The sequence below is a fragment of the Pseudomonas sp. AC242 genome (assembly GCF_979258655.1).
This window is the reverse complement of record NZ_OZ409873.1, coordinates 442,037-459,016: the sequence shown is the minus strand read 5'-3', so window position 1 is coordinate 459,016 and position 16,980 is coordinate 442,037. Positions and strand designations below refer to the sequence as shown.

General features: G+C 61.0%; 14 protein-coding genes. 2 read left to right on the top strand and 12 right to left on the bottom strand.

The window, feature by feature from the left end; all coding sequences use genetic code 11:
• Window positions 1-25: 25 nt before the first annotated feature.
• The 12 genes from ACZZ0A_RS01985 to ACZZ0A_RS01930 all read right to left on the bottom strand — a co-directional run bounded on the left by ACZZ0A_RS01985 (window position 26) and on the right by ACZZ0A_RS01930 (window position 14,247).
• A complete protein-coding gene (locus ACZZ0A_RS01985) occupies window positions 26-580 on the bottom strand; it encodes a hypothetical protein (protein WP_007908908.1) in 555 nt (184 codons plus the stop codon).
• 157 nt (window positions 581-737) lie between these two features.
• A complete protein-coding gene (locus ACZZ0A_RS01980; RefSeq protein ID WP_007908909.1) occupies window positions 738-1,451 on the bottom strand; it encodes a TetR/AcrR family transcriptional regulator in 714 nt (237 codons plus the stop codon).
• Window positions 1,452-1,556: 105 nt separating this feature from the next.
• Window positions 1,557-3,059 (bottom strand): lysine--tRNA ligase, encoded by a 1,503-nt coding sequence (gene lysS / locus ACZZ0A_RS01975; RefSeq protein ID WP_463542455.1) that lies wholly within the window; start codon window positions 3,057-3,059, stop codon window positions 1,557-1,559.
• Window positions 3,060-3,173: 114 nt separating this feature from the next.
• Window positions 3,174-4,269 (bottom strand): peptide chain release factor 2 gene (gene prfB, locus ACZZ0A_RS01970; protein ID WP_102358477.1). Its coding sequence is split into 2 segments (ribosomal slippage): window positions 3,174-4,196 and window positions 4,198-4,269, totalling 1,095 coding nucleotides; the frame shifts between segments, so codons are not numbered across the junction.
• Window positions 4,270-4,711: 442 nt separating this feature from the next.
• Complete coding sequence (locus ACZZ0A_RS01965; RefSeq protein ID WP_007908918.1) at window positions 4,712-5,713, bottom strand: response regulator; 1,002 nt, start codon at window positions 5,711-5,713, stop codon at window positions 4,712-4,714.
• A gap of 48 nt (window positions 5,714-5,761) precedes the next feature.
• Window positions 5,762-6,772 (bottom strand): chemotaxis response regulator protein-glutamate methylesterase, encoded by a 1,011-nt coding sequence (cheB, locus tag ACZZ0A_RS01960; protein ID WP_007908919.1) that lies wholly within the window; start codon window positions 6,770-6,772, stop codon window positions 5,762-5,764.
• Window positions 6,769-9,054: a response regulator gene (locus ACZZ0A_RS01955; RefSeq protein ID WP_463542454.1), complete on the bottom strand. Its 2,286-nt coding sequence runs from the start codon at window positions 9,052-9,054 to the stop codon at window positions 6,769-6,771. Before ACZZ0A_RS01955 ends, cheB begins: the two co-directional genes overlap by 4 nt.
• Complete coding sequence (locus ACZZ0A_RS01950) at window positions 9,051-9,734, bottom strand: chemotaxis protein CheW (RefSeq protein WP_123374575.1); 684 nt, start codon at window positions 9,732-9,734, stop codon at window positions 9,051-9,053. The genes ACZZ0A_RS01955 and ACZZ0A_RS01950 overlap by 4 nt, the downstream gene beginning before the upstream one ends.
• Window positions 9,731-11,002 carry a CheR family methyltransferase gene (locus ACZZ0A_RS01945; RefSeq protein ID WP_095112547.1) on the bottom strand — a complete coding sequence of 424 codons (1,272 nt, stop codon included), beginning with the start codon at window positions 11,000-11,002 and terminating at the stop codon, window positions 9,731-9,733. Before ACZZ0A_RS01945 ends, ACZZ0A_RS01950 begins: the two co-directional genes overlap by 4 nt.
• Window positions 10,999-11,535 carry a chemotaxis protein CheW gene (locus tag ACZZ0A_RS01940; RefSeq protein WP_007908934.1) on the bottom strand — a complete coding sequence of 179 codons (537 nt, stop codon included), beginning with the start codon at window positions 11,533-11,535 and terminating at the stop codon, window positions 10,999-11,001. The genes ACZZ0A_RS01945 and ACZZ0A_RS01940 overlap by 4 nt, the downstream gene beginning before the upstream one ends.
• Window positions 11,535-13,157, bottom strand: a complete 1,623-nt coding sequence (locus ACZZ0A_RS01935) for a methyl-accepting chemotaxis protein (protein ID WP_007908936.1) — start codon at window positions 13,155-13,157, stop codon at window positions 11,535-11,537. Before ACZZ0A_RS01935 ends, ACZZ0A_RS01940 begins: the two co-directional genes overlap by 1 nt.
• 367 nt (window positions 13,158-13,524) lie before the next feature.
• On the bottom strand, window positions 13,525-14,247 hold the full coding sequence (locus tag ACZZ0A_RS01930; RefSeq protein WP_447783804.1) for a tellurite resistance TerB family protein: 723 nt from the start codon (window positions 14,245-14,247) through the stop codon (window positions 13,525-13,527).
• A gap of 178 nt (window positions 14,248-14,425) precedes the next feature.
• Between ACZZ0A_RS01930 and ACZZ0A_RS01925 the strand changes: the two genes are divergently transcribed.
• Together ACZZ0A_RS01925 and ACZZ0A_RS01920 are read left to right on the top strand one after the other, a co-directional pair.
• Complete coding sequence (locus tag ACZZ0A_RS01925; RefSeq protein ID WP_007949637.1) at window positions 14,426-15,340, top strand: LysR family transcriptional regulator; 915 nt, start codon at window positions 14,426-14,428, stop codon at window positions 15,338-15,340.
• Window positions 15,341-15,471: 131 nt separating this feature from the next.
• Window positions 15,472-16,929, top strand: a complete 1,458-nt coding sequence (locus ACZZ0A_RS01920; RefSeq protein ID WP_463544072.1) for a gamma-aminobutyraldehyde dehydrogenase — start codon at window positions 15,472-15,474, stop codon at window positions 16,927-16,929.
• Window positions 16,930-16,980 lie beyond the last annotated feature (51 nt).

Below are 16,980 nucleotides of genomic sequence, written 5' to 3'. Positions count from 1 at the left end.
CCCGAAACTCCTGTAGAAAACTGAATTATTTGGCGCGGGCCTGACGCTGGTAGCGCACGGCTTCCACGAAAACATCGGAATTGGCCGGATCATCGAGGTATGCAAAAACCTTGTCGAGGTTGCTGTCGACCTGCACGCCGTCGCCATCGTCAGTCTGGAAAACCTGACCGTCGAGGGCTTTCTGGTTGATCGCTTGATTGATCTGGTCGAGATCGAGGTTGTAGACCACCAGTTCGTGTTTGTCGGTGAGCTCGAAGCCGGCGATGGTGAAGTGGCCGCCGAAGCGCGCCGGCACTTTCGCCGACAGATACCAGCGGCTGCCGTGGCGCGACACGGTGAAGGGATAGGCTTCACGCTCGTGGGGTTTGGCCTTGAAGTACGTGACGGCCTGATAGCGATCGTTGCCCAGGCGCGTCAGCTCAAGGTTCATCGGCTCGCCCCAGGCATTGGTGCTCGACCATTTGCCGAGCAGGCCTTTGGGCGCCGGTTCGCTGGCGGTCAGCGGTTCCTTGAACGTCACCAGACAGCCACTGAGCAGCAGGAACGACAAGGCGATCAGCACGCCACGCCAGGCTTTCATTCAATACTCCCTATGAACATTGGCCGCCCTCATGGTGATCGATCGTTCCCACGCTCTGCGTGGGAATGCATTCACTGACGCTCTGCGTCATGTCGACGAAGGGACGCGGAGCGTCCCCGGCGGCATTCCCACGCAGAGCGTGGGAACGATCTTGTGGTCAGACCGACGCGAGCACCAGGTGCATATACCGCGTCAGAATGCCGAGCATGTCCTCTTCGGCCAAAGGCTCGGCGTCGTTGAGCAGGCCCTGATATTCCATCCGTCCGATAATCGCCGTCAACACCTTGGCATCTTGCTGCGGTTCACGCGAGCCCAACACCTGGAACAACTGGCAGGTACCCTGCAACAGAATCTGCTGATGTGAACGCACCAAAATCGCCAGGCGCGGGTTAAGCAACGCCTCCTGACGGAATGCCTGTTCGGCCATCAAATGCTCACGCCGGTTAATCAACTGCCGGTGCACATAGTCGGCCATCAGCCGCGCAATATCGTCCGCCAGTTGCGAGCGCGACTCCGGGCTGCCGTCGCCACTGACGACCATGTCACGCAACAGACCTTCATTGTTGACCCACAACTTGGCCATGTACGCCGCGCTGCGTTCAACGTATTGGGCGAAGGTATCGGTGAGCAGGTCATCGATGTCCTTGAAGTAATACGTGGTCGCCGACAGCGGCACACCTGCCTCGGCGGCCACTGCACGATGGCGCACGGCGCGCACGCCGTCGCGCACGACAATGCGCATCGCGGCGTCGAGAATGTCCTGGCGACGCTGCTCACTGCCCTGTCGGCTGGCCTTGCGACCCTGGTACTGAACACTTTCAGCGACCGCAGTGGCGATACCCGCTGCACCCTCTTGAGCTATTGCACCCATCACGACAGAACTTCCTCTGCTATTGCAAAATTAACCAATTGATACATTTGTACCAGACAGGCAATAAAAAGCCGCCTGTTTTAGGCGGCTTTTTAACTGAAACGTTTACGCTTGCGGTCGCATGTGCGGGAACAGGATCACATCGCGGATCGACGGCGAGTTGGTCAGCAACATCACCAGACGGTCGATGCCGATGCCTTCACCGGCCGTTGGCGGCATGCCGTACTCCAGCGCGCGAACGAAGTCGGCGTCGTAGTGCATGGCTTCGTCGTCGCCGGCGTCCTTGTCGGCCACCTGCGCCATGAAGCGCTCGGCCTGGTCTTCCGCGTCGTTCAACTCGGAGTAGGCGTTGGCGATTTCACGGCCACCGATGAACAGCTCGAAACGGTCGGTGACGTTCGGGTTGTCATCGTTGCGACGAGCCAGCGGCGAGACTTCGAACGGGTACTGAGTGATGAAGTGCGGCTGTTCCAGTTTGTGCTCGACCAGCTCTTCGAAAATCATCACCTGCAGCTTGCCCAGACCTTCGAAGCCCAGCACCTTGGCACCGGCCTTCTTGGCGATGGCGCGGGCCTTGTCGATGTCGTTCAGATCATCGGCAGTCAGCTCAGGGTTGTACTTGAGGATCGAGTCGAACACCGACAGACGCACGAACGGCTCGCCGAAGTGGAACACCTTGTCGCCGTACGGCACGTCGGTGCTGCCCAGCACCAGCTGCGCCAGCTCACGGAACAGTTCTTCGGTCAGGTCCATGTTGTCTTCGTAGTCGGCGTAAGCCTGGTAGAACTCCAACATGGTGAATTCAGGGTTGTGCCGAGTCGAGACGCCTTCGTTACGGAAGTTGCGATTGATCTCGAAAACCTTTTCAAAACCACCGACCACCAGACGCTTCAGATACAGCTCAGGGGCGATACGCAGGAACATTTCCATGTCCAGCGCGTTGTGGTGGGTTTCGAACGGCTTGGCCGCAGCGCCGCCCGGAATGGTCTGCAGCATCGGCGTTTCGACTTCGAGGAAGTCGCGCTTCATCAGGAAGCTGCGGATGTGCGCGATCACTTGCGAACGGACGCGGAAGGTCTGACGCACGTCTTCGTTGACGATCAGGTCAACGTAACGCTGACGGTAGCGCTGTTCGGTATCGGTCAGGCCGTGGTGCTTGTCCGGCAGCGGACGCAGCGATTTGGTCAGCAGACGCACGCTGGTCATTTCAACATACAGGTCGCCCTTGCCGGAACGCGCCAGGGTGCCTTCGGCAGCAATGATGTCGCCCATGTCCCAGGTTTTCACCGCGGCCAGGGTGTCTTCCGACAGGGTTTTACGGTTGACGTAGACCTGGATGCGACCGGTCATGTCCTGGATCACCATGAACGAACCACGGTTGAGCATGATGCGACCGGCAACCTTGACCGGGATTGCAGCCTCTGCCAGCTCTTCCTTGGTCTTGTCCGCGTATTTCTTCTGCAGTTCTTCGCAGTAGTTTTCGCGGCGGAAGTCGTTCGGGAAGGCATTGCCCTTGGCGCGCTCGGCAGCCAGCTTTTCCTTGCGCAGGGCGATCAGGGAGTTTTCTTCCTGTTGCAGGGCTTGCGGGTCGAGTTGTTGGTCGCTCATGTCTTTAGATATTCCATCAGGTTCGTTGCCCCCGGACCTTGCGGCCCGGGGATCGCCAGCAGGGCTGGCTCCTACAGGGATCGGGTTGAAGCAGCCGATGCTGTATTGCGTCTTTTACAGGCCCGATTTCAGGCTGGCATACAGGTATTCGTCGATGTCGCCGTCGAGTACCTTGTCGCAGTCGCTGCGTTCGATGTTGGTGCGCAGATCCTTGATCCGCGACGCATCGAGCACGTACGAGCGAATCTGGTGACCCCAGCCGATGTCGGATTTGGTGTCTTCCAGCGCTTGCGATGCGGCGTTGCGTTTCTGCATTTCCTGCTCGTACAACTTGGCCCGCAGCATTTTCATGGCGGTGTCCTTGTTGGCGTGCTGGGAACGTTCGTTCTGGCAGCTGACCACGGTGTTGGTCGGTACGTGAGTGATACGTACGGCCGAGTCGGTGGTGTTTACGTGCTGACCACCGGCACCCGAAGAACGATAGGTGTCGATTCGCAGGTCTGCCGGGTTGATTTCGATTTCGACCTTGTCGTCGATCTCTGGCGAGACGAACACCGCGGAGAACGAGGTGTGGCGACGGTTGCCGGAGTCGAACGGGCTCTTGCGCACCAGACGGTGCACGCCGATCTCGGTGCGCAGCCAGCCAAAGGCGTATTCGCCCTTGATGTGCACGGTCGCACCTTTGATACCGGCGACTTCACCGGCCGACAGTTCCATGATGGTCGCGTCGAAACCGCGTTTATCCGCCCAGCGCAGGTACATGCGCAGGAGGATGTTGGCCCAGTCCTGGGCTTCGGTGCCGCCGGAACCGGCCTGGATATCCAGGTAGGCGTTGTTCGGGTCCATTTCATGGCTGAACATGCGGCGGAATTCCAGCTTGGCCAGATTTTCCTCGAGACGGGCCAGCTCGGCGACGACATCGCCCACTGCGCCTTCGTCGTTTTCTTCGACGGCCATGTCCAGCAGATCGCGGCAATCGGCCAGGCCGGCGTTCAGTTCATCGAGGGTATCGACGATCTGCGCCAGCGCCGAACGCTCGCGGCCCAGCTCCTGGGCGTATTCAGGTTTGTTCCAGACACTCGGATCTTCAAGCTCGCGATTGACTTCAGTCAGACGCTCATGCTTTTGATCGTAGTCAAAGATACCCCCGAATAGTTTCGGAGCGCTCGGACAGGTCCTTGATGGTGTTCAGGATCGGATTGATTTCCATGACGGGCAGCACTCGTTGGCGAACTTTTGAAAGCCGGCGAGTATAACGTAATCAGGCTGTCACGGCAGCCCGTCTGGCGGGTGTGGGGATCATTAAAACCTTTGCCCTCACCCTAACCCTCTCCCAGAGGTAGAGGGGACCGATTGGGGGATATTTGAGAGATACGCCGAACTGAAAGGGCTTTGCCGATTCCATGATCGCCAAGGATTTCAAGCAGAAATTGGCGTATGGGCCTGCCCTCACCCTAGCCCTCTCCCGGAGGGAGAGGGGACCGATTGGGGGATGTTCGGGAGGTACGCCGACGTGAAAGGGCTTAGCTGAATCCGGAAATGTTGAGCTTGAAGATCCATAATCAAATCGGTCGATCAGGTCGATGTACAGCGCCAGACACCTCGGTCGGCCCCCTCTCCCTTTGGGAGAGGGCTGGGGTGAGGGTAAGCGTTTATTCGATCCCGACCTGATTACGCCCATTGTTCTTGGCCAGGTACAACCCACGATCCGCCGCCGAAATCAGCAAGCGACAATCACTACCCGCCTGCGGCACCATCGTCGCCAGACCAATACTGATGGTCAGGCTCGCCCCTTCCGCCGGGGTGTTGTGCGGAATTTTCAAGGATGCCACGGTCTGCCGCAGTTTCTCCGCCACCAGCCGCGCACCGCCCGGCGAGGTGTTCGGCAGCACCAGCACAAACTCTTCCCCGCCATAACGCGCCGGCAGATCCGACGGTCGCGCGCTGGCGTCACGGATCGCCGTGGCGACCTTGCGCAGCGCTTCGTCGCCTTCAACATGGCCAAAGCTGTCGTTGTAGGACTTGAAGTAATCGACATCGATCATCAACAACGACAGCTGGCTCTGATCGCGCAACGAGCGGCGCCATTCCAGTTCCAGGTATTCGTCGAAGTGCCGACGGTTGGACAGCCCGGTCAGGCCATCGGAGTTCATCAGCCGTTGCAGCACCAGATTGGTGTCGAGCAATTGCTGCTGGCTGACCCGCAGCGCGCGATACGCCGCGTCGCGTTGCAGCAGCGTCATGTACGAGCGCGAGTGATAGCGGATGCGCGCCACCAGTTCGATGGTGTCCGGCAGTTTCACCAGATAATCGTTGGCGCCGGCGGAGAACGCCGCGCTCTTGATCAGCGGGTCTTCCTTGGTCGACAGGACGATGATCGGAATGTCCTTGGTCGCCGGGTGATTGCGGTATTCACGCACCAGGCTCAGGCCATCGAGGCCGGGCATCACCAGGTCCTGGAGAATCACCGTCGGCTTGATCCGCACGGCCTGCGCGATGGCCTGCTGCGGGTCGGAGCAGAAGTGAAAGTCGATGTTTTCTTGATTCGACAGCCCACGGCGCACCGCTTCGCCGATCATCGCCTGATCGTCCACCAACAACACCATGGCGGCGTTTTCGTCGGTTTTAATGTCGTCGATCTGTAAGTCATTCATGGGCGGTCACCTGTGTACTGCGGGGGCCAGGATTGCCGATAAACCTGTTCATTTTGGGAAAACCTCCAGCAATCGTGGCGCTATCTTTTCCAGTGCACGGATTTCAACCGCGGCATCAATCGCCGCAGCAGCCTTGGGCATGCCGTACACCGCACTGCTTTGCTGATCCTGCGCGATGGTCAGGTAACCCTGCTGACGCATGAGCTTAAGCCCTTGCGCCCCGTCGCGCCCCATCCCGGTCAATAAAACCCCGACGGCGTCGCCATTCCAATAGCTGGCGACACTCTCGAAAAACACATCGATCGAGGGCCGATAGATTTCGTTGACCGGCTCGGCGGTGTAGGCCAGCGTGCCGTTTTTCAGTAAGCGAATATGGTGATTGGTGCCGGCCAGCAGCACCGCGCCGGCTTGCGGCGGTTCGCCCTCGCGGGCCAGACGCACATCGAGGCCGCTGGCGCTGGCCAGCCATTCGGCCATGCCGGCGGCGAACACCTGATCGACGTGCTGCACCAGCACAATGGCTGCCGAAAAATCCTTCGGCAAGCCTTTGAGCAGGACTTCCAGCGCCGCCGGCCCACCAGCCGACGAGCCAATCGCCACCAGCCGCTGGCACGAAGCGGAACTGCGCTGGGCCGGTGGCGCCGGCCGCGAACGCGTGGGCTTCTCGCCGATCAGCCAGCCAATATTGAGGATCTTGCGCAGCAACGGCGCGGCGGCTTCCCGAGCGTCGCCGGCGCCGAGTGCCGGAGTGTCGACCACATCCAGCGCGCCGTGGCCCATGGCTTCAAAGACCCGATGCACGTTCTGCTGGCGGTCAACGGTCACGATGACAATGGCACACGGGGTTTCGGCCATGATCCGGCGGGTGGCTTCGACGCCGTCCATCACCGGCATGATCAGGTCCATCAGGATCAGATCCGGGGTGTTTTCGGCGCACAGTTGCACCGCCTCGGCGCCGTTGCGGGCGACCCAGACCACCTGATGCGCCGGCTCGAAGGCCAGCGCCCGGCGCAGGGCCTCCACCGCCATGGGCATGTCGTTGACGATTGCGATCTTCATGCCCGCGCTCCTCCAATAAGCTCGACCACTGCGTCGAGCAGGGCGTCGTCATGAAAACTGGCTTTGGCTAAATAATAGTCAGCGCCGGCATCGAGGCCACGGCGGCGATCCTCTTCGCGATCCTTGTACGACACGACCATCACCGGCAGCGATTGCAGGCGATTGTCGCGGCGCAGCAGAGTTACCAGTTCGATGCCGTCCATGCGCGGCATGTCGATGTCGGTGATCAGCAAATCGAAGTCCTCCGAACGCAGTGCGTTCCAACCGTCCATGCCGTCCACCGCCACCGCAACGTCGTAGCCGCGATTGAGCAGCAGTTTGCGTTGCAGTTCGCGCACGGTCAGCGAATCGTCGACCACCAGCACGCGTTTGCGCGCGGCTTCGGCGGCTTGATTGCCGTGACGGGCGATGCGTTCAAGGCGCCCGGTATTGAGCAGTTTGTCCACCGAACGCAACATGTCTTCGACGTCGACGATCAGTACTACCGAGCCATCGTCGAGCAGGGCGCCGGCGGAGATGTCCTGCACTTTGCCCAGCCGCTCGTCGAGTGGCAAGACCACCAGCGTGCGCTCGCCAATAAAGCGCTCCACGGCAACCCCGTAAACCGCATCGCGCTCACGGATCACCACGACTTTGAGGGTTTCGCCACTGTTCTGGCTGGCCGGGCGGTTGAGCAACTGGCTGGCCGCGACCAGGCCGACGTGCTGGCCCTCGTGCCAGAAATGCTGACGGCCCTCGACCTGCACGATGTCTTCCGGGGCCAGGTCGCACATGCGTTCGATGTGCGCCAGTGGGAAGGCGTACGCCTCTTCACCGACCTCCACCACCAGACTGCGCACCACCGACAAGGTCAACGGCACTTCGAGGTGAAAGCGACTGCCCTCGCCTGCGGTCTGCTCCAACTCTACGGCGCCGCGCAACTGGCGAACCATGTGTTGAACGGCATCGAGGCCGACGCCCCGCCCGGACACTTCGGTGACCGTGTCGCGCAGGCTGAAACCAGGCAGAAAGAGGAAGGTCAGCAGTTCTTCCTCGCTCAACTGCGCCGCCGTTTCCGCTGGGGATAACTGCCGCTCGACAATGCTGCGGCGGACTTTTTCCAGGTCGACGCCGTTGCCGTCATCGCTCAATTCCAGCACTAGCAGACCGGCCTGATGCGAGGCGCGCAGGCGGATCAGGCCCTCTTCAGGCTTGCCCTTGAGCAGCCGTTGCTCCGGGGTTTCGATGCCGTGATCGACGGCGTTGCGCAACAAATGAGTCAGCGGTGCTTCGAGTTTCTCCAGCACGTCGCGGTCGACCTGGGTTTTCTCGCCTTCGATCTCCAGGCGTACCTGTTTGCCGAGGCTGCGGCCCAGATCGCGGACCATGCGCACCTGGCCGGTAAGCACATCGGCAAATGGCCGCATGCGGCAGGCCAACGCGGTGTCGTAAAGCACTTGCGCGCGTTGGCTGGCCTGCCAGGCGAATTCGTCGAGTTCGGCGTTTTTCTCGCTCAGCAGTTGCTGGGATTCGGCGAGCAAACGGCGCGCGTCTTCCAGGGCTTCCAGCGCTTCAAGGCTCAGCGCGTGTTCCTTGAGGTGCACGTTGAGGTTTTCCAACGCGCGCAGGCCGTTGTTCTGCATGCGCTTGAGGCGTTGCATGGTCGCCAGGTGCGGTTTCAGGCGTTGGGTTTCTACCAGCGATTTGCTCGACAGATCGAGCAGGCTGTTCAGGCGCTCGGCGGTAACGCGCAAGACGCGTTCGCCACCTTCGGTAGTGCGTTTGTTTTTGCGTGGCGCTGGCTCTGGCGTCTCACTCGCAACGTCGATGACGGGCGCTGGCGGCGTCGGCTCAACTCGCGGAGCTTGCAGTTGCAATTCGGCCATGACTGGCGCTGCGACAGCAGGCGAGGACGATGGATCCAGCAACTGCGCCATCAACGCCACATACGCTTCGATGTCAGCCGGTTGTGGAGCATTCGCTGGCGTGGCAATGCGCATCAGCAAATCGGTGCCCTGCAACAGCGCATCAATGTGCTCGGGGCGCAGCAATAACCGCCCTTCCTGCGCACTGACCAGGCAATCCTCCATGACATGCGCAACGCTGACACCGCTGTCGATGCCGACAATTCGCGCCGCACCTTTGAGCGAGTGCGCCGCACGCATGCACGATTCCAGCTGATCGGCCTGGGTCGGGTTGCGCTCCAGCGCCAGCAGCCCGGCGCTGAGTACTTGGGTCTGCGCTTCGGCTTCGAGGCTGAACAGCTCCAGCAGCGAGGCGTCGCGCATTTGCTCGGGGGTCATGTGAGGCTCCGGGTCACGGCGGACAACAGCTGTTCTTCATCCAGCCAACGCAGGCTGCGACCGCGATATTGCAGAACACCACGGGTGTATTTGGCACTGGCTTGCGCGCCGGATTGCGAAGCCGCATCGAGAATGCGTTCATCGATGGCATGAATGCCGTCGACCTCATCCACCGGCACCACCACCGGTCCGCCATGGGCGGCAATGATCAACATGCGCGGCATGATTCTCGCGCCTGTGGCTGGCGCCGAGTTGCCATCCAGATCAAGCAACTCAACCAGCGACAGGCACGCCACCAGCGCGCCGCGTACATTGGCCACACCGAGCAAGGCGCGCGAGCGCTGGTGCGGCAACGAGTGAATCGCCTGCAACGGCGCCACTTCAACAAGGCTGCGCGTCGCCAGTCCCAGCCATTCTTCGCCGAGACGGAACATCAGCAACGAGCGGGTTTTCACATCGCTTTCTACGGCAGTCGCCACCGGGTCGCGCTCGTCCTGCTGCAACGCATAACGGTCGAGCAGGCGCGTGGCGGCGGCGGAATACACCGAACAATTGCGGCAATGAATGTGCTCTTCGAGCAGCGGACAGGATTTGTCGCCATGGATGCCGATGCGGTTCCAGCAATCGTCGATGGCCCGGGCGTCTTCGTGGGTGACGTTCAAGGTGTCGGACGGGATCATCGTTTACGCTCACTGTCGGCGGTGCGCCCGCTGCGGGCGGCGCGCTCCTGCAATCGTCTGGCACCGACGCTGTCGCCCTGGGCCTGCAGCAATGCGGCCAGGTGCATCAACGCTTCGGGATGTTGCGGTTCGAGGTACAACGCCTTGCGGTAGAAACCCTGGGCTTCGAGGGTCAGGCCGGCGACATCGCTGAGCAAGCCGAGCCAGTAAAAGACTTGGGCCACCGGTTCGTGGCTGCGCAAATACTGTTCGCACGCCGCCCGGGCTTCGGCGCTTTTGCCTTCGTTAGCCAGTGCAGCGATGTTGGCCAGCAACGTCGCCGCGTCCGGGTTCGCGCTTTTGCTGGCGATTGGCAGTGGTGTTACGGCAGCAAACGGTCGATTGCGCACCGGCGCTGGCGGCGTGCTGCGCTGCGGTTGGCTGATCGGCACCGCGATCGGTTTGGCTGTCGGCAGCGGTTCGGGATGCGGCTCACTGTGGCGACTGAAGGCAAAGGATTGCGGGATGCCGATCGAACGCATGCCCAACCGCCCGAGCAGACTGCCCTCGGCCGGGCCGATAAACAGCACGCCATCGAAGTGCGTCAGGCGCTTGAGCACCTCGAACACCAGTTTTTGCGTCGGCTGATCGAAATAGATCAGCAGGTTGCGGCAGAACACGAAATCGAACGCCGGCTCACTGGCCAGCAGCGTCGGATCGAGCACGTTGCCGACCTGCAAACGCACTTGCTCACGGACGTTTTCATTGACTCGATGACCGTCCTGCTCAGACGTGAAGTGCCGCTCGCGAAAGTCCAGATCCTGACCGCGAAACGAATTCTTTCCGTACAACGCGCGCCGCGCCTTCTCCACCGACAGCGGACTGACGTCCATGCCGTCGACCTTGAACTGATGAGGCTTGAGCCCGGCATCGAGCAAGGCCATGGCAATCGAATACGGTTCTTCGCCGGTGGAACACGGCAGGCTGAGGATGCGCAAGGCACGCATGTTGTTCAGTTCGCCAAGGCGTTTGCGGGCGAGTTTGCCCAGCGTCGCGAAAGATTCCGGGTAGCGGAAAAACCATGTCTCGGGAACGATCACCGCTTCGATCAACGCTTGTTGTTCATCCCGCGAGCCTTGCAGCAACTGCCAATACTCATTGGCATGCGCCGCTTGCGAGAGCGTGGTGCGCTGACGCACCGCGCGCTCAATGATCGCCGGGCCCACCGACGTCACATCGAGGCCGATGCGCTCCTTGAGAAAGTCGAAAAAACGTTGATCGCCGCTCATGGCTGCGCCTCAAGCTGCGCCGGATTCAACGGCGGATCGGGGAACAGCAAAGTACGCACGGCGTCATCGAGCAAATCATTGACCCGTACCCATTGCACCAATCCCTGCGCATCTTCACGCACCGGGCCGAGGTAAGGCGCCTCGCGGTTGTCGAGGCCGTAAGGCTGAAACTCTTGCGGATGGCAACGCAGGGTGTCGGTGGCCTGTTCCAGAATCAGCCCAAGCCATTGCGCCGGTTGCGACTGATCAGGCTGGAAATTGACCAGCACCAGACGCGTGCTGGTACGCGCCTGAGCGGGATGGCCAAAGGTCAATGCGCTGAGGTCGATTACCGGGACTACCGCACCGCGATAAGCGAACACACCGGCAACCCATTGCGGCGCCCGCGCGATCGGCTTCAACGGCAGGCGCGGCAACACTTCGGCAACTTCAGTAGCGCGCAGGGCGTAACGTTCGCTGCCGATGCGAAACAGCAGGAACAACGCCGGCTTCGCCACCTGCGCGGCGCTGCGTTTGGCGATGATTTCACTCATCAGACTTTGAATCGCGAAACGCCGCTGCGCAGCCCGACGGCCACCTGGCTCAGTTCGTCGATGGCGAAACTGGCCTGACGCAACGACTCGACGGTCTGGCTGCTGGCATCCCCCAACTGCACCAGCGCGTGGTTGATCTGCTCGGCACCGGTGGCCTGCGCCTGCATGCCCTCATTGACCATCAACACCCGCGGCGCCAGCGCCTGCACCTGATGGATGATCTGCGACAGCTGCTCGCCAACCTGCTGCACTTCGGACATGCCACGGCGTACTTCTTCGGAGAACTTGTCCATGCCCATCACACCCGCCGACACCGCCGACTGGATCTCGCGAACCATTTGCTCGATGTCGTAAGTGGCCACGGCGGTCTGATCCGCCAGACGCCGAACTTCCGTGGCGACCACGGCAAAACCGCGTCCGTACTCGCCGGCCTTCTCGGCTTCAATCGCTGCGTTGAGCGACAACAGGTTAGTCTGATCGGCGACTTTGACGATGGTCACCACCACCTGATTGATGTTGCCGGCCTTCTCGTTGAGGATCGCCAGTTTGGCGTTGACCAGATCGGCCGCGCCCATCACCGAGTGCATGGTGTCTTCCATCCGCGCCAGACCCTGCTGCCCGGAACCGGCAAGCACCGAGGCCTGATCGGCGGCGGTGGACACTTCGGTCATGGTGCGCACCAAGTCGCGCGAGGTGGCGGCGATCTCGCGCGACGTCGCGCCGATTTCGGTAGTGGTGGCAGCGGTTTCGGTGGCGGTGGCTTGTTGTTGCTTGGAGGTGGCGGCGATCTCGGTCACCGAAGTGGTCACCTGCACCGAGGAGCGCTGGGCTTGCGACACCAGCGCGGTCAGCTCGGTCATCATGTCGTTGAAGCCGGTTTCGACGGCGCCGAATTCGTCCTTGCGATCGAGGTTCAGACGCGAACTGAGGTCACCGGTGCGCATGGTTTCGAGGATCTGCACAATGCGGTTCATCGGCGCCATGATTGCGCGCATCAGCAACAGACCGCACAGGCCAGCGGCGAGGACAGCGACCAACAGGGAAATGAACATGCTGACTTTGGCTGCGGCCACGGCATCGTCGATATTGTTCATGGCCTGATCGGCGACTGTCTTGTTTTCGCCGATGATGTCGTTGAGCTTCATGCGCCCGGAATACCAGGCAGGCGTGAGCTTGTCGTGGAACATCCTGACCGCGTCCGCTTCCAGGTTGCGTTTGTGCAGATCCAGCACGGCATCCTGAATCTGGATGTAGGCGTCGTGATACTTCTCGAACGCGGCGAACTCGAGACGATCCTCGTCGGTCGCCATGGTTTTGCGATAGTTGGCCATCTGCTCCTGCAGACGCGCCTCGAACGCCTTGTAGTCAGCCGCGTCCTCGCTGGAAATCCCCTGACCTTCCTTGAGCCCGAGCAGTTCCTGAGTCTGCAGATAACTATCGACCCACGCACCTCGAATCATCGAGCTGTAATAAACGCCGGGAATCGCGTCATCACGCACGCTGTTTTCACTGACCTCGATCTTCAACAGCCGTGAATACGAAACGACGACCATCAGCAACATGATGGCGATAATCACCGCAAAGCTCGCCAAAATGCGTTGGCGCAACGTCCAGTTCTTCACAGTGATTCCTCGTGCCTAGTCGAAATGCGGGGAGTATAGCCGAGGGCGGTGTTTCATTTATAAGACGCTTTGTAACCCTCGGGCCTGTCCGCCTGGGTCGCGGGAGGGCTCTGGGCTGGGACTGTCCGACAATTGCGGGTGGGCGTGCCAGTGGGGTAATGGCAAAAGGAGGCGATAGATCGGCCATGGCGTATGCAGTGAGGCTGAAACATCATCGCGAGCAGGCTCCGTGCACGCCGGAATAACCTGTGGGAGCGAGCTTGCTCGCGAAGAGGCCGGAACGGTCAACATCGATGTCGTCTGACCCGGCGCTTTCGCGAGCAGGCTCGCTCCCACAGGGGGTTGCGATTGTTAAAGCACGCCGTCTCTACACAGAGGCCAGCCGCACCTGCTTCTCCAGTTCCACCTTCAAACCTGGCTCCAGCTTCAACTGGCGCGCCAGTTCATCCAGATATGACTTCTCCATGAAGTTCTCCTCATCCACCAGCATTACACTGGCGATGTACATTTCTGCCGCCATCTCCGGCGTGCTCGCGGCCCGTGCGACGTCGGTGGGGTCGAGGGGTTTGTTGAGTTCGGCGTGGAGCCAGTTCTGTAGCTCCTGATCGTTGTCGAGTTTGGTGAATTCGCCTTCGATCAGTTGACGCTCGCGGTCATCGATGTGGCCGTCGGCCTTCGCGGCAGCGACCAGCGCCTTGAGAATGGCCTGGCTGTGTTGTTCGGCCTGCACCGGAGGCAGACGGTCGAGGGTCTGTGGTTCGCGTTGCGGGGCCGTGCCTTTTTGCGCGTTGTAGTTGCCGTAGGCCTTGTAGGCCAGTACGCCCAGCGCGGCCAGCCCGCCGTAGATCGCGACTTTACCGCCGACCTTGCGCACTTTCTTGTTACCGAGCAACAAGCCCATCGCGCCAGCAGCTAACGCGCCACCACCTGCGCCGGACAAAAGACTGCCGAGGCCGCCAGTGCCTGAAGAACCGCCGAGCAAACCGCCCAAGCCACCGGCCGCCGGTTTGTTGTGCGTTCCGCCAGCCTTGTTCTGCAACAGATCCTGGCCAGATTTAAGCAGTTGATCGAGCAATCCACGGGTGTTCATGTTCCGCCTCCAAAACAGGGGTTATCCGGATCTATAAGGCCCTCAGCCTAGTTCGAAAGTGCCCCTGCCCGGCCCGCGAGTGTGCTTCCAGATGTTGCTCAGTACGCCCGAGCCGTTCGCGAAAATAGATATACACTCAGGCCAATCTATAAAAACCGCCCACTGGGTACCCCTTCTCATGATGACCTTGCGTCAGATTCGTCATTTCATCGCCGTGGCCGAGACCGGCTCGATCTCCGCCGCCGCGCAAACTGCATTCATTTCCCAATCGACTCTGACGCTGGCGATCCAGCAACTGGAAGAGGAAATCGGCGTCAGCCTGTTCAGCCGCCACGCCAAGGGCATGACCCTGACGCATCAAGGGCATCAATTCCTGCGTCAGGCGCACCTGATTCTCGCGACCGTCGACAACGCCAAGCGCAGCCTGCAACAGAGTACCGATCAGGTCGCCGGGCAGTTGATCGTCGGCGTGACCAGTCTGGTCGCCGGTTATTACCTAGCGGATTTGCTCACACGATTCCAACGCGCCTATCCCAATGTCGAGATCCGTGTGATGGAAGACGAGCGCCCTTACATCGAGCATTTGCTGGTCAGCGGCGAGATTGATGTCGGCGTGCTGATCCTCTCCAACCTCGAAGATCGCCACGCTTTGCAAACTGAAGTACTGACCCACTCACCGCACCGTTTGTGGCTGCCAGCCCAGCATCCACTGCTGGAGCACGACAGCATCAACCTCGCCGACGTCGCCCGCGAGCCGCTGATTCAACTGAACGTCGATGAGATGGATCGCAACGCCCAGCGTTTTTGGCGCGGTTCCGGGCTGCAACCGAAGATCACTCTGCGAACCGCGTCCACCGAGGCCGTGCGAAGCCTGGTCGCCGCCGGTTTGGGCGTGTCGATTCAACCGGACATGACTTATCGCCCGTGGTCATTGGAGGGCGACATCATCGAAGCGCGTCCGATCGCCGACCTCAACCAGACCCTCGACGTTGGTCTGGCCTGGCGTCGTGGCACCGCGCGCCCGGCATTGGTCGACCCATTCCTGACCGTAGCCCGTGAACAACCCCACGGCGGACGCAAGCCATCTATTTAATCGAACGCAGCCTTCAGTATTTAGAATTTGTCGACCTCGGAGCCGCGCACTAGTCTTGCTGCATCTATAAGACGGTCGGCTCCCGGTTTCAGGGAGCAACAATGGCCACACAAGAAAAGAGATCGCGGAAAATGGCTGGCGCGCAGACCCCGATGTGTACCGCGTTGTTGATCGACGGCGAATTGGTCGCTGGGGAAGGTTTTGTCGAGCCGATTCTTAACCCGGCCACCGGTGAGATCCTCACGCACATCGCCGAGGCCAGCACCGAGCAAGTCGAAGCCGCCATCCTCGCCGCCCACCGCGCCTTTGCCGAATGGTCGCGCACCACACCGCAGCAACGTTCCAACCTGCTGCTCGACATCGCCAACGCCGTGGAAAAACACGCCGATCACCTCGCCCGCCTCGAATCGCTGAACTGCGGCAAGCCGCTGCACCTGGCGCGTCAGGACGATCTGACCGCGACCGTCGATGTATTCCGCTTCTTCGCCGGCGCCGTGCGCTGCCAGACCGGTCAGCTCAGCGGTGAATACCTGCCGGGTTACACCAGCATGGTTCGTCGCGATCCGATTGGCGTGATCGCCTCGATTGCGCCGTGGAATTACCCGATCATGATGGCCGCGTGGAAAATCGCCCCGGCCCTCGCCGCCGGCAACACGCTGGTGTTCAAACCCTCCGAGCACACGCCGCTGTCGATCCTCGCGCTGGCGCCAGCGCTCGCCGAGATTCTTCCGCGCGGGGTGATCAACATCATCTGCGGGGGTGGCGAAGGCGTCGGCAGCCATTTGGTCGGTCACGCCAAAGTGCGCATGGTCTCGCTGACCGGCGATATCGTCACCGGGCAGAAAATCCTCCAGGCCGCCGCGAAAACCCTGAAACGCACGCACCTCGAACTCGGCGGCAAAGCCCCGGTAATCGTCTGCAACGACGCCGACATCCAGGCCGTGGTCGACGGAGTGCGCACTTACGGTTACTACAACGCCGGCCAGGACTGCACCGCCGCATGCCGGATCTACGCGCAGGCCGGGATTCACGACAAATTGGTCGCCGAACTCGGCCAAGCCGTCAGCAGCCTGCGCTTCGCCGGCAAACGTGATGCCGACAACGAGATCGGCCCGCTGATCAGCACCCGCCAACGCGACCGCGTAGCCAGTTTTGTCGAGCGCGCCCTCGGCCAACCACACATCGAGCGGGTGACCGGTGCGGCGGTGCATTCCGGTGCCGGTTTCTACTATCAACCGACGTTGCTCGCCGGATGCAAACAGAGCGACGAAATCGTTCAGCGCGAAGTGTTCGGCCCGGTGGTCACCGTGACCCGTTTCGACGAACTCGCGCAAGCCGTCGACTGGGCCAACGACTCCGAATACGGCCTCGCTTCGTCGGTGTGGACACAGAATCTGGACAAGGCGATGCAGGTCGCCGCGCGTCTGCAATACGGCTGCACCTGGATCAACAGCCATTTCATGCTGGTCAGCGAAATGCCCCACGGCGGGCTGAAGCGCTCCGGTTACGGCAAAGACTTATCCAGTGATTCGCTGCAGGACTACAGCGTGGTGCGGCACATCATGGCCCGCCACGGCCAGCATCTCTGACTACGCTAATAACAAGCCGCCAACGGTATGCTTCACCGCGTTCACAACTGC

Bases quoted from the DNA above. Each gene is read 5' to 3' on its own strand.
- ACZZ0A_RS01985 (WP_007908908.1), bottom strand. From the start codon at position 580: ATGAAAGCCTGGCGTGGCGTGCTGATCGCCTTGTCGTTCCTGCTGCTC.
- ACZZ0A_RS01980 (WP_007908909.1), bottom strand. From the start codon at position 1,451: ATGGGTGCAATAGCTCAAGAGGGTGCAGCGGGTATCGCCACTGCGGTC.
- lysS (WP_463542455.1), bottom strand. From the start codon at position 3,059: ATGAGCGACCAACAACTCGACCCGCAAGCCCTGCAACAGGAAGAAAAC.
- ACZZ0A_RS01965 (WP_007908918.1), bottom strand. From the start codon at position 5,713: ATGAATGACTTACAGATCGACGACATTAAAACCGACGAAAACGCCGCC.
- cheB (WP_007908919.1), bottom strand. From the start codon at position 6,772: ATGAAGATCGCAATCGTCAACGACATGCCCATGGCGGTGGAGGCCCTG.
- ACZZ0A_RS01955 (WP_463542454.1), bottom strand. From the start codon at position 9,054: ATGACCCCCGAGCAAATGCGCGACGCCTCGCTGCTGGAGCTGTTCAGC.
- ACZZ0A_RS01950 (WP_123374575.1), bottom strand. From the start codon at position 9,734: ATGATCCCGTCCGACACCTTGAACGTCACCCACGAAGACGCCCGGGCC.
- ACZZ0A_RS01945 (WP_095112547.1), bottom strand. From the start codon at position 11,002: ATGAGCGGCGATCAACGTTTTTTCGACTTTCTCAAGGAGCGCATCGGC.
- ACZZ0A_RS01940 (WP_007908934.1), bottom strand. From the start codon at position 11,535: ATGAGTGAAATCATCGCCAAACGCAGCGCCGCGCAGGTGGCGAAGCCG.
- ACZZ0A_RS01930 (WP_447783804.1), bottom strand. From the start codon at position 14,247: ATGAACACCCGTGGATTGCTCGATCAACTGCTTAAATCTGGCCAGGAT.
- ACZZ0A_RS01925 (WP_007949637.1), top strand. From the start codon at position 14,426: ATGATGACCTTGCGTCAGATTCGTCATTTCATCGCCGTGGCCGAGACC.
- ACZZ0A_RS01920 (WP_463544072.1), top strand. From the start codon at position 15,472: ATGGCTGGCGCGCAGACCCCGATGTGTACCGCGTTGTTGATCGACGGC.